The 13518-nt window shown below is 37.7% G+C and carries 9 protein-coding genes; 6 read left to right on the top strand and 3 right to left on the bottom strand.

Going from position 1 to position 13518, the window contains the following annotated elements:
* The first annotated feature begins 76 nt into the window (after positions 1-76).
* The 4 genes from N4T20_RS04410 to N4T20_RS04395 all read left to right on the top strand — a co-directional run bounded on the left by N4T20_RS04410 (position 77) and on the right by N4T20_RS04395 (position 4704).
* Entirely contained in the window at positions 77-2329 is a 2253-nt protein-coding gene (locus N4T20_RS04410) for a TonB-dependent receptor (RefSeq protein WP_260671891.1), read from the top strand.
* A 167-nt stretch (positions 2330-2496) separates the two neighbouring features.
* Entirely contained in the window at positions 2497-2961 is a 465-nt protein-coding gene (locus N4T20_RS04405; protein ID WP_260671890.1) for a thioredoxin family protein, read from the top strand.
* An 18-nt stretch (positions 2962-2979) separates the two neighbouring features.
* On the top strand, positions 2980-4164 hold the full coding sequence (locus tag N4T20_RS04400) for a lycopene cyclase family protein (protein ID WP_260671889.1): 1185 nt from the start codon (positions 2980-2982) through the stop codon (positions 4162-4164).
* A gap of 129 nt (positions 4165-4293) precedes the next feature.
* Positions 4294-4704, top strand: coding sequence for a BrxA/BrxB family bacilliredoxin (locus N4T20_RS04395; RefSeq protein WP_111284876.1), 411 nt, complete (start codon positions 4294-4296; stop codon positions 4702-4704).
* A 122-nt stretch (positions 4705-4826) separates the two neighbouring features.
* Here the strand turns inward: N4T20_RS04395 and N4T20_RS04390 are convergent, their stop codons facing one another.
* Genes N4T20_RS04390 through N4T20_RS04380 form a run of 3 tightly spaced genes read right to left on the bottom strand, consistent with a single transcriptional unit; the run spans position 4827 to position 10525 of the window.
* Positions 4827-6194, bottom strand: coding sequence for an efflux transporter outer membrane subunit (locus tag N4T20_RS04390; protein ID WP_260671888.1), 1368 nt, complete (start codon positions 6192-6194; stop codon positions 4827-4829).
* The gene (locus N4T20_RS04385) at positions 6187-9360 is read right to left on the bottom strand and encodes an efflux RND transporter permease subunit (protein ID WP_260671887.1); all 3174 of its coding nucleotides are present in this window, start codon (positions 9358-9360) and stop codon (positions 6187-6189) included. Before N4T20_RS04385 ends, N4T20_RS04390 begins: the two co-directional genes overlap by 8 nt.
* 19 nt (positions 9361-9379) lie before the next feature.
* Positions 9380-10525, bottom strand: coding sequence for an efflux RND transporter periplasmic adaptor subunit (locus N4T20_RS04380; RefSeq protein WP_260671886.1), 1146 nt, complete (start codon positions 10523-10525; stop codon positions 9380-9382).
* Positions 10526-10757: 232 nt separating this feature from the next.
* Between N4T20_RS04380 and N4T20_RS04375 the strand changes: the two genes are divergently transcribed.
* Together N4T20_RS04375 and N4T20_RS04370 are read left to right on the top strand one after the other, a co-directional pair.
* Positions 10758-11747: a polyphosphate kinase 2 family protein gene (locus tag N4T20_RS04375; RefSeq protein WP_260671885.1), complete on the top strand. Its 990-nt coding sequence runs from the start codon at positions 10758-10760 to the stop codon at positions 11745-11747.
* Between the two features lie 70 nt (positions 11748-11817).
* Complete coding sequence (locus tag N4T20_RS04370; protein ID WP_260671884.1) at positions 11818-13497, top strand: SulP family inorganic anion transporter; 1680 nt, start codon at positions 11818-11820, stop codon at positions 13495-13497.
* Positions 13498-13518 lie beyond the last annotated feature (21 nt).

Below are 13518 nucleotides of genomic sequence, written 5' to 3'. Positions count from 1 at the left end.
TTTCAAAAAAATTTGTTTTAGAATAGATATTTGTCAAATTTAATTTTTAGTTTTGTCTAAATTTAATTTTAAAATAATGAAATATTTATTTTTGACAATATTAATAATTTCAGCTAAAAGCCTATACTCGCAAAATATCTCAGGAAAAATAGAAACATCAATTCCTGTAGGTCAGGAAATTAATGTTGGTTTATTAAATACAAACTTTAAAACAAAGGCAGATTCGTTAGGATTTTACAGATTAGAGAATATTCCGAAAGGGAATTATAAAATCGCGATAACTTCGGCAGGATTTAAAAATATAACCCAAAGAATTTCTGTTTTGGAAAATGAAAATTTGAATCTTGATTTTGAATTAGAAGAAGACCAAAACGAATTGAACGAAGTGGTCGTTTCAGGAACTTTAAAACCTGTAAAAAGACTAGAAAGTGCCGTTCCTGTTGAGGTTTATTCGCCAGTTTTCTTCAAAAAAAATCCGACGCCAAGTATTTACGATGCGCTTCAAAACATAAATGGAGTTCGTCCCCAGCTCAATTGTGGGGTTTGCAATACGGGAGATATTCACATCAATGGATTAGAAGGCCCGTACACTTTGGTCATGATAGACGGAATGCCAATTGTAAGCAGTCTTTCGACGGTTTATGGTTTGTCTGGAATTCCAAATTCTTTGGTAGAGCGAATTGAAATTGTAAAAGGACCCGCTTCGTCTCTTTATGGAAGTGAGGCGGTTGGCGGTCTGATCAATATCATTACCAAAAACCCGACTAACGCACCCGTTTTTTCTGCCGATTATTTTACGACTTCTTATTTTGAAAGCAATCTAGATTTGGGAATGAAGTTTAATGCCGGAAAAAAGGCAATTTCTCTTATCGGAATTAACTATTTCAACTATGATCAGGTTATTGATAAAGACAAAGACAATTTTACCGATGTAACACTTTCTGAGCGAATTTCGGTTTTTAATAAATGGAGCTTTCAGCGAAACCATAACCGTCTTTTTACCATCGCCGCACGCGGTATGTACGAAGACCGCTGGGGAGGTGACATTCGTTGGGAAAAAAAATACCGTGGCGGAGATGAAATTTATGGTGAAAGCATTTATACCAAAAGAGCCGAATTAATTGGAAGCTATCAATTGCCATTTGAAGAAAAGCTGGTGCTTTCTTTTTCGGGAAATGTTCATTATCAAGACAGCCGTTATGGCACGACATCTTACATCGCCAATCAGAAAATCGGGTTTTTACAGCTGACTTGGGATAAAAAAATCGGAAGGAATGATTTGCTGGCAGGTGTTGCCAGCCGATACACATACTACGACGACAATACGACTGCAACAAAAGAGGCCGAAAATACATGGCTTCCTGGAATTTTTGTTCAGGACGAAATTACATTTTCTCCAAAAAGTCAGGTTTTGCTGGGAATGCGATATGATTACAATTCGATTCACGGTTCTATTTTCACGCCTCGATTTGCTTATAGATTTAAAGCAAACGAAAACACCATTTTTAGATTAAATGCAGGAACAGGATTTAGGGTTGTGAATTTGTTTACCGAAGATCATGCTGCTTTAACAGGTTCTAGAGATGTTATAATTAAAAACGATTTGAAACCCGAGCAGTCAGTAAATGTGAATTTGAATTATATCCAGAAAATCAATTTCGGAAACGGAACTTTTATGGGAATCGAAACAACAGCTTTTTATACGAGATTCAGCAATAAAATCATTTCAGATTATGAGACCAATCCAAACGAAATTATCTATGACAATATTGATGGTTATGCCATAAGCCAAGGAATTAGCACAAATATCGATCTTAATTTTCCTTCAGGATTGAAATTTATTGTTGGAGCAACGGTTTTAGACAACAAAAATGTTGAAAACGGCATTTCAGAAAGACCTTTTTTGACAGAGAATTTCACGGCAACTTGGAGTATTTCGTATAAAATTCAGCCGTGGAATTTGTCGATGGATTATACGGGAAATGTTTACAGTCCGATGAAACTGCCTTTGTTGAGCGAGACCGATCCGAGAAATCCAAATTCTCCTTGGTATAGCATTCAGAATATTCAGTTTACTTACACGGGTTGGAAGAATTTTGAAGTTTATGGCGGAATTAAAAATCTGCTGAACTTTACTCCAAAACAGAATAATCCGTTTTTGATTTCAAGAACCAATGACCCTTTCGACAAAAATGTGCAATATGATTCGGCAGGAAAAGTTCTGGTTACACCTGATAATCCGTATGGTTTGACCTTTGACACCACTTATGTTTACGGCCAAAACCAAACTATTCGCGGATTTTTGGGATTGCGATATACTTTTAGGTAATTTTATTAGCGATTATTAGCCACGAATTCACGAATTATTATTGAGATTCAACCAAATAAAATTACACCAATTTGTCAAAATTAATTTGTGTAATTTTTTTCTGTTGTTTTGCATTACAGATAATTTTTGAAATAATTCGTGAATTCGTGGCTAAAAAACAAAAAAAAATGAAAAAGCTAGTTTTACTTATTTTCTTCTTCGGAATAACTTCAATAGGATTCTGCCAATTAAAAAGCAGAACTTTTGAAGAAGTGGACAGCTTACAGCAAATTCAAAAACGAAAAACCATTGTCTTCATTCATACTGATTGGTGTCAGTTTTGCCAGCGAATGAAAGCCACAACTTTTAAAGATCAGGAAATTATAGAAAAACTAAATTCCGATTTCTATTTCATTAATTTCAATGCAGAAGAAAAACGAGATATTACTTTCCAAAAACAAACTTTTAAATACCTGCCTTCGGGCAATAATGTGGGCGTTCATGAACTGGCGCTACAATTGGGAACCATCAATAATCAGATTGCATACCCGACCTTGTGCGTTTTGAACGAGAAAAACGAAATCATTTTTCAGTATAATATTTATTTAAGCACAAAAGAGTTTAAAATTCTTTTGGAAAAACTGGAAAAATAAATTTTCTTATTTTTGAAAATGAACTCTTCGCAAATTCCACATTTCGATTACATTTTTACAGGAGCTGGACTCGCCTCTTTGATGACGGTTTATAAAATGGTTCTGTCTGGGAAATTCTCCGACAAATCGATTTTATTATTAGATCAAGATGCAAAGAGAACCAATGACAGAACTTGGTGCTTTTGGGAGAAAGAAGAAAGCGACTGGAATTCGGCGATTTCAAAAAAGTGGGACTTGGCTTTTTTTGCTAATGGGAACTTTAGACAAGACTTGGAGCTAAAACCTTATTCCTATAATAAAATCAATGGATTAGATTTTTATAATTTCGTTTTCGAAGCTATTTCAAAACAATCAAATATTACTTTTTTAAACGAAAAAGTAACCGATATCAACGAACTTGAAACACACGTTTTTGTCGGGACAGAAGAAAACCGATACACCTGCGAGTATCTTTTCAATAGCATTTATACTCAGGCTTTCGCAGAAGGTCAAATTAAATATCCCGTTCTGCAGCAGCATTTTGTGGGCTGGTTTGCGAAAACGCAGGAGGAAGTTTTTAATCCGGCAGAAGTCACTTTCATGGATTTTTCGGTTGAGCAAAAAGGAAATACAAGATTTATGTATGTGCTGCCAATTTCAAAAACAGAAGCTTTGGTGGAATATACTTTGTTTTCGGAAAAGCTGCTTCCGAAGGAAGAATATGAAAAGGAAATTCAAATTTATCTGGAGAAATTAGGCGTAAGCCAATATCAGATTCTCGAAAAAGAGGAGGGAAGCATTCCAATGACGTGTTATCCTTTTTGGGAAAGAAATACCAAACGTGTTTTGAATATCGGTACGGCAGGAGGCTGGACAAAAGCAAGTACGGGGTATACCTTTAAAAATTCAGACAAAAAATCATCAGAATTGGTTGGATTTATTGCTGATGCAAGCGCTTCTCCCGAAGCTTCGGGATCGCTCAATATGAAATCGTTTCATAAAAAGAATAGATTTTGGTTTTACGATTTATTGCTTTTGGATATTCTCTACCGTCATAACGAATTGGGAAGTTCTATTTTTTCTTCTTTATTCAGAAAAGGAAATCCCAAATTGATTTTCAAGTTTTTAGATGAAGAAACTAGTTTTTATGAAGATGTTCAAGTAATCTTGAAATGCTCGAAAGGGCCATTTATAAAGGCTTTATTTCGAGTAATGTTCAAATAATAGAAGATAGAATTGAGACTTTCAACTTTCTCAATCAAACTATAACAAAACTTTATACTTGAAAGTAACTAGTTGCGAGTAAACTTTGTAACTTTGCAGTTCAAAAGTAAAATTTTAAAAAACAAGAATATGTATCCACTAGACATGGTAAAACCAATGGAGGCTGAATTAACAGCTGCTGGTTTTCAAGACTTACATAGTGCTGAGGCTGTAGAAAATGCTATCAAAGCCGAAGGTACCACTTTAGTTGTTGTAAACTCTGTTTGCGGGTGCGCTGCAAGAAATGCACGTCCGGGAGCAAAAATGAGTTTGGATAATGCTAAAAAACCAGATCATTTAATTACTGTTTTTGCAGGTGTTGACAAAGAAGCTGTTGATGCTGCAAGACAGCATATGTTTCCATTTCCTCCATCTTCGCCATCTATGGCTTTGTTTAAAAACGGAGAATTGGTTCATATGTTAGAGCGTCACCACATCGAAGGACGTCCAGCAGAATTAATTGCTGAGAATTTACAGGATGCGTTTAACGAATTCTGCTAATTTGTAAGGTTCAAAGAAGCAAAGGTACAGAGGTACAAAGATTAAAAAAAGCACTATAAAATAGTGCTTTTTTGTTTTTTAGAATAGTTGAGAAACCTTTGTCACTTTGAACCTTTGTGCCTTTACAGACTCCATCCTCCGCCAAGGGCTTTATACAATTCGATCATAGAGCTTAATTGTCTTTCAGATAATTGCGCAAGGCTCAACTGGGCGTTAAAAAGGTTAGTTTCTACATCTAAAACTTCTAAGTAAGAAACGTAACCGCTCTCATATCTTTCGTGGGATAGTTTGTAGTTTATTAAAGCAGCCTGAACTTGTCTGTTGCGTGCTTTCCATTCTTCTTGATAAGTTCTAACGTTTTGTATAGACTGTTCAACTTCAGAAACGGCATCGATATATGCTTTTTGATAAAGGAATTTGAACTGTTCTGCCTGCTGTCTGTTTATTTCGACTCTTCTTTTGTTTTTTCCGAAAGCGAATATTGGTCCTGCAATTCCTCCAGAAGCATTTTGCAAATATGAACTTCCTAAAAACAGATTGCTTAAATCGGCACTGGCAAACCCAGCTATGGCAGCTAGGTTAATAGAAGGAAAACGCATGGCTTGAGCAACGCCAATTCTTTCATTTGCAGCTGCATATCTTAATTCGGCTGCTTTTACATCGGGTCTGTTTTCTAATAAGGCAGACGGAATTGACAACGGAATTTTACTGATTATCTGAAGTTCGGTATTGCTTTTACCTCTCGGAATTTCAGTAGGAAGCTGGCCTGTAAGCAATGCAATGGCATTTTCTTGATAGGTTATTTGTCTTTCAATGTTAGGAATTGCCGCTTCCGCAATGGCAACCTGCTGTTCAATCTGCACTTTGTCTACTTCAGAGATATAGCCTTTTTCGAACCTCTCGCTAATAATTTGATAGTACTTCTCTCTGGTTTCGAGAGTGTGCTTGGTTATTTCCAGCTGATCATCAAAATTTCGCATCTGAAAGTACGCTATCGCAATATTGGCAACGATATCAGATAATATTACTTTGCGAGCCTCTTCTGTAGCAAGGAGTTCATTTTTTACAGCATTATTTTCATGGCGAAATTTACCCCAAAAATCAAGTTCCCAAGACATACTGGCTACTGCGGTTGATGGCGTAATATATTTTTCGTTGCTGTTTATAGTGGCTCCGTATTGAATGCTTGGAAATAAATCTGCTTTGGTGTAACCCAATTGGGCACGAAACTGCTCGATTCTTGATACCGCAATTTTGAGATCATAATTATTCTCAAGACCTTTTTGGATCAGACCTTTTAAAACATCATCATTAAACAGATCAAACCATTTTAGATTGGTTACCGAAGCGAGACTGTCCAAATTTCTTTCGTTTCTGTAAGAGTCAGATTTTAATTGCTCCGGTTTTTTATATTTCGGTCCTACCATACATCCAGCCGGAAATAGGGTAAGAACCAATACAATAACGATTATTTTATACTTCTTACTCATGGTCTGTAGTATTTGATTCTACATTGTTTTCTCCTGTTGTGATTGTTTCTTCTTTTTTGTGTCCAATTTTTTCAATCATAACAAATAGACCTGGTACAATTAATACACCTAAAACGGTGGCGATCAACATTCCGCTAAATACGGCCATTCCCATTACAATACGGGCTTGCGAGCCGGCACCTGTAGCAGTCAGCAACGGCACAACCCCGAGAATGAAAGCAAAAGCAGTCATCAGAATAGGGCGAAAACGAAGTTTCGCCGCGTACATTGCCGATTCGTAAAGCGGTTTTCCTCTTTCATATTCTTCTTTGGCAAACTCAACGATCAGGATGGCATTTTTAGCTACCAATCCGATAAGTAAAACGAGTCCGATTTGGGCAAAAACGTTATTGACATAAGCATCACTTCCAAATCTTGCCAAAAGAAGCCCCAGAAACGCTCCAAATACGGCAAACGGAGCTCCAAGCAGTACGCTAAAGGGCAGTTTCCAGCTTTCGTATTGTGCGGCAAGGATTAAGAATACAAAGACCAATGCCATAACAAATACAGAAGATCCTCCAGGAGAATGTTTTTCCTGATACGATAAGTTAATGTAATCGTAACTCATATCTGCAGGCAAGGTCTGTTTGGCAACTTCCTCCAATGCGGTTAAAGCCTGAGCACTACTGTAGCCATCATTCGGACTTCCTCCAATTTCAGCAGATCGGAATAGGTTCAGACGATTTGTAAAATCGGGGCCAGAAACTTTGGTCGCTGTAACCAGTGTAGAAACAGGAAGCATATCGCCTTTGTTGTTCCTTACATAAATCATGTTTAGATCTTCGGGTTTCACACGATTAACAGCTTCTCCTTGCACATAAACTTTATATTGGCGTCCAAAACGGTTAAAGTCATTTACATAGCTTCCTCCTAAAAATGCTCCAAGCGCTTCGGTGACTTTAGAAACGGGTATTCCTAATTTCATTGCTTTATCATTGTCGATATCCAACTTAATTTGTGGAGTACCAGCATTAAAAGTGGTGTAAATTCGTTTTATTTCAGGACGCTGCTGTGCTGCAGCAATAAATTTTTGTGTCTGTTCTGCCAAATATTGCGGCGTATTTCCTCCGCGGTCTTGCAGCATTAAGCTAAATCCAGCAGAAGCTCCAAGACCCTGAATTGCGGGAGGGCCAAATGAAAAGCAGGTTGCCGTCGTAATTTGAGTAGCCAGTTTTTTATTGAATCGGTCTACAAACTGTTTAGCCGTTTCAGCTCTCTCTTCCCAAGGTTTTAAGGAAATAAAAATGAAAGCGTTGTTAGGCTGATAGGAGTTTGTAAGCATACTAAATCCGTTTATCGTTGTATAAGAAAGAATAGATTTTTCTTCTTTTAGGAAACTGTCTACTTTTCTGGATATTTCATCGGTACGCTGTAAAGACGATGCAGGCGGTAAAGAAATATTCACTAAAACATAACCCTGATCTTCCTCTGGAATAAATCCTAATGGAATTTTTTTGCCTAAAAAAACAATCGAAACGAGTATTACGGCTAGTAAAACAATAATGCGCATTGCTTTTTTGGCGAAAAATGTTGCTCCTCCAATATATTTTCCAGTAACATTTTCAAAAACTCTATTAAACCAGGAGAAGAATTTGGCAAGCCATCCTTTTTGCTGGTCAAGCGGTTTTGTCGGTTTTAACAGCATGGCACAGAGCGCGGGGCTCAAGGACAAAGCACTAAATGCCGAAAACGCGACCGAGACGGCAATGGTTATGGCAAATTGCTGATAAAAACGTCCTGTGATTCCGGGTGTCATGGCAACGGGGATAAAAACGGCACACAGAATTAATGCAATCGCAATTACAGGTCCAGATACTTCTTTCATGGCTTGAATTGTCGCTTCCCGCGGATTTTTTCCATGTTCGATATGATGTATTACAGCTTCTACAACCACAATTGCATCATCGACTACAATACCAATTGCCAATACTAATCCTAAAAGGGAAAGCGTATTGATTGAAAACCCTAACATTGGAAAAACCGCAATGGTACCAACAAGAGAAACAGGAACGGTAATTAACGGAATTAAAGTAGCGCGCCAGTTTTGAAGGAATATGAAAACTACTAAAATAACTAGAATAATAGCTTCAAAAAGGGTGTGCACAATATCATCGACCCCAGCGGTAATGGCAAGAGTGGTATCTAAAGATTCTTGGTATACAACGTCTTGCGGAAATCGTTCAGATAATTGCTTCATCGTTGCTTTTGCAGTCTCTGCCACATCAAGAGCATTACTTCCCGGCATTTGATACAAAGCAACAACGGCGCTAGGAGCACTGTTTCTTCTAGCAGTTGAGCTGTAATTTTCAGTTCCTAGTTCGATACGGGCAATATCGCCCAATAAAACCTGAGCGCCATCTTCCTTGCTTCGAACTACGATATTTCCAAATTCTTTTTCGGTCACTAATCGGTCCTGAAGTGTTACACCGTATGTAAATTCAGTATTAGGAGGTGCTGGCTCTGCTCCAAACTTTCCTCCCGGGCTAATCATGTTTTGTGCGTTCAATGCATTTTTAACATCTTCAACCGTTATGCCGAGTTTGTTCATCATATCGGCCTTCAGCCAAATACGCATCGAATAGTCGCTACCTCCAAAAAGCGCAACTTCTCCAACTCCTTTTATACGGGCCAGCTGGTCAACAACATTTATACTGGCGTAGTTATTTAAAAACTTGGCGTCATACTTCGGATTGGTTGAGGTAATGGTAAACAGCACCATCGGAAACGATAGCGATTTTTTTACAACCACACCTTGCTGCTTCACACTTGAGGGCATAAATGGAGCAGACTGGTTTTGTCTGTTTTGGGTAAGCATATTGGCATTATCCAAATTAGTTCCTACATCGAAAGTAACTTCAATGGTACAAGCGCCATCAGAAGTGTTGATCGATTTCATGTACAGCATATTTTCAACACCATTTACTTTTTGCTCAATAGGAGTAGCTACAGCCTGCTCAACATTCAGTGCATTTGCTCCAGTAAAAGAAGTCGTAATTTTTACAACAGGCGGGTTGATGTCCGGATATTGTGAAATAGGTGTTTTTTGTAATGCCAGTAATCCAAGTATCACAATAATAATACTAATTACAATGGCAACAATTGGTCTTCGGACGAAAAATTCTCCCATAATAGTATGTGATTTTAGATTACTTTGCAGCTACAGTTTCTGGATCGCCCAATTGCCATTGAACAATTTTTGGAGTGATGACGCTTCCATTTTTTAATAAAGAAGTACCTCCCATGGCTATCTTATCGCCTGGTTTTAGCCCTTCTTCAATAATATATCCGTTTTTAACAGCTGGACCAGGTTTCACAATCTGCATTTGGACTTTATTGTCATTGCCTACTACATAAACTTGATAGATTCCTTGGACTTCGATAACGGCACGCTGCGGAATTACGATTGCTTCCTTACGAATATCTGTTAGCAATGCAACTTTTACATATTGTCCAGGACGAAGCAATTTATCGGGATTAGGAAAGGCTGCTTCAAATGTGATTGCTCCCGTAGAAGGATCAATCTGTCTGTCGGCAAAACTTACTTTTCCTGTTTCAGGGTAGATAGAACCGTCAGATAATTTTATGGTAACAGTTGCTCCAGAGCCTTTTAATGCAGAATTGGGTTTGCTAAATTCTCTAAAAAGACGCAGAAACTCTTGTTCGCTAATAGTAAATCGTACTCTCACATCTCCCAAATCTGAAATGGTATTTAGGACTGACATTGCGCCGGGTCTCACATAATCGCCAACGCGAACTTTAGAAATACCGATTAATCCTGAAATAGGCGCCAAAATTTGGCAATAGCCCAGTTCAATCTTAGCATTGTCTACTGAGGCATCAGAGGCTTTTATTTGGGCTAATGAAGCGTTGTAAGCTGCTTTTGCCGAAACCAACTCTCTCTGGCTGACAGCATTCATCTTTGCTAAAGGCGTTATCATATCCAAATCTGATTTGGTTTTAGACAAACGTGCCTGCGATTCTGCTGCAACTCCTTGGGCTTCATTAAGTTTTGCCTTGTACGGTAAAGGATCAATAGTATAAAGCACTTGTCCTTTTTTAACAAAACTTCCTTCTTTGAAGTTCATGCTTTCGATAATACCATCAACTCGCGGGTTAATTTGTATATCCGATTGACCAAAAGTCTGCCCCGTATATTCAGACTCTAATTTTACATCTTGCTGTAAGACTGAAGTGACTGAAATTTCGAGAGGTTTGGGGCTTGGAGGAGTCTCTTTTTTGCAAGAAAACATAAAGAGGCTTAGTAAGATTGCTGAGGAGTAGATTTTGTTCATTGTTAAAATTCTTTAGGTGAAATTCATTAAATACAACTAATTAAAAACCAATAGAGTGCATGAGCTAAGTTAGCGTTTTTTTGGTTAAATGGATAAATATTGTTGGAATTTCGTTAATTTTAGTTAAAATTTTATTTATCTCACTTTCAGGAGATAGCATGAAGTAGGACGAAATGTAATATTCTATCGATGAACTGTGTTTTTGTAAGAAGATTTATTTCAAAAAATAGCAATGATAATTCAAAAAACCTTAATGATTATGTCTAAAAACAATAAGAAAAAAACCAAGAAAACAGATCAAGACGACAATGATTTAAAAAAAATAACCAAAAAAGAATTATTGCACCGAGCAAAAAAGTTCTCTGAGCAATATTGTGTAGGCGATGATAAAAATTTCACATTAAAAAATAAACCAACTTCTTATTTTGGTGATGAAGGGAAAGAGTTGATTAAAGAAACATTACAAATGGGAGTCAAAGCGCTTGCTGCTATGCAGGACATTTTGTATGCGCAGGATAAATGGTCGGTTCTTATCATATTTCAAGCCATGGACGCGGCAGGCAAAGACGGTGCAATCAAACACGTTATGTCGGGTATAAATCCGCAGGGCTGCCAAGTTTCTTCTTTTAAAGCGCCAAGTTCCGAAGAATTAGACCATGATTATTTATGGCGCTGCCAAAAGCATTTGCCAGAAAGAGGCCGAATCGGAATTTTTAACCGCTCTTATTATGAAGAAGTGCTGGTTGTTCGTGTTCATGAACAGATTTTAAAAAGTCAAAAAATCCCTGAAAAATTGATTACCAAAGATATTTGGGAGAATCGTTTTGAAGACATTCGAAACTTTGAAAAATATCTAAACAGAAATGGAACAGTTGTCATTAAATTTTTTCTAAATGTTTCTAAAGACGAACAAAAAAGAAGATTTATAGAAAGAGTTGACAATCCTGATAAAAACTGGAAGTTTAGTGCAGCCGATGCCAAAGAACGAGGATTTTGGAATGAGTATATGCACGCTTACGAAGAATTAATCAGAAACACATCAACCAAGAAATCGCCTTGGTATGTAATTCCTGCAGATAATAAATCGTATGCCCGAATTGCTATTGCTTCTGCAATAATTCATGCCTTAGACGAAATGGATTTGGAATATCCTAAAGTAAGCCCTGAGAAACTGGCTGAATTGAATGAGGTTAAAAAAGCGCTATTGGAAGAGAAGGAGTAACTTTTTTTTGCCGCTATAAAGATTGATTTATGCTTGTGAATTACGTACTATCTTAAATCTTTTTTCCAATATGATTTCTAAACTTTTACCTGCGGTAGACTGGATCAAAAATTATGAAAGGCAGAATCTTAAAAAAGATTTTATTGCAGGAATAACTCTTGCTGCGTACGGAATTCCTGTGTCTCTTGCTTATGCAACGCTTGCAGGTCTGCCTCCGCAGTATGGGATTTACGGTTACCTCATTGGCGGAATATTTTATGCTTTGCTTGGCACTAGCAGACAGCTTGCTATCGGACCCACGTCTGCCATTTCTTTATTGGTAGGCACAACAATATCTGGCATGGCGCATGGAGACGTACAGCGCTGGTCTGAAATTGCCTCATTGACAGCATTAGTATTCGCCGGAATGGCAATCATTGCTTATTTGCTGAGGTTGAGCGGCATCATTAATTTTATTAGCGAAACGGTTTTGGTGGGGTTCAAAGCCGGAGCGGCTATTACTATTGGTTTAACTCAATTGCCTAAATTATTGGGAGTTAAAGGCGGTGGAGATAATTTTTTTGACCGAATTATTATGCTCTTTCATCAAATTCCAGACATAAATACAGCTGTTTTTATTTTTGGAATAATAGCGATTGTAATTTTAATTGTGGGAGAAAAAATTGCGCCTCAGCTGCCTGTAGCCATTTTGATTGTCACTCTATCGATTATTCTTATTTCGACCACATCATTAAAATACGCAGATTTCAAAACAGTCGGGATTATTCCCACGGGGCTTCCAGAATTCCATCTGCCTTCTCTTCGAATTCGTGATGTCGAAGGAGTTTTGCCCCTTGCTATGGCTTGCTTTTTATTGTCTTATATCGAAAGCGTTTCAGCCGCGCGAACGTTGGCGCAAAAAAACGGATATGTTATTGATCCGCGTCAGGAACTACTGGCACTAGGAGTAGCTAACGCAGCTGTTTCTCTCGGACACGGATATCCTGTGGCTGGCGGTTTATCGCAATCAGCCGTAAATGATGCCGCAGGGGCAAAAACACCGTTATCTCTTTTGTTTGCTTCTGCTGCAATTGCCTGCTGCCTTTTATTTTTAACCCCATATCTTCAAAATCTTCCAACAGTAATTTTGGCTGCCATTGTTCTAGTAGCCATAAGAGGGCTTTTTGATTGGAAAGAAATGAGGCATCTTTATAAAATAAACAAACAAGAATTTGCCGTTGTCATGATTGCACTTGCAGGAGTATTAATTTGGGGAATTCTCGCGGGAGTTTTGCTTGCAACACTTGTAACCCTGCTGTTATTATTAAAAGCAGCTTCAAAACCTCATGTCGCTTTTTTGGGCAAAGTTCCAGGAACTAGAATTTATACTGATATGAAAAGGCATCCTGATAATGAGGAAATTGAAGGCGTATTGATTGTTAGAGTTGAATCTTCCATATTTTATTTTAATGCCGAATACATTAAAGAACGAATTTTAGAAAAAGTATACAGCGAAAACGGTTCTCTAAAAACAGTAATATTAGACCTCAATTCGTCTCCGCGCATCGATATAACGGGAGCGCGTTTTTTAAAAAATCTTTTTATTGACTTGCAGGCAAAGAATATTGCGCTAAAAATTGCCGAAGCCCGTTCTGATGTTAGAGACAGCCTTCGCGCAGAAAATCTTGAAATTCTCTTTGGGCATATTAGCCGCTCTGTATCAGTAGACGATTTGGTTCAGCGATCTGTAAAAGACTATCAAAAGGAATAGTTTAGGCTGGAAATCAGTATT

The sequence above is a fragment of the Flavobacterium sp. TR2 genome (genome assembly GCF_025252405.1).
Lineage (GTDB): Bacteria > Bacteroidota > Bacteroidia > Flavobacteriales > Flavobacteriaceae > Flavobacterium.
The sequence above is the reverse complement of the archived record's forward strand: the minus strand, read 5'-3'. Positions and strand labels throughout refer to the sequence as shown.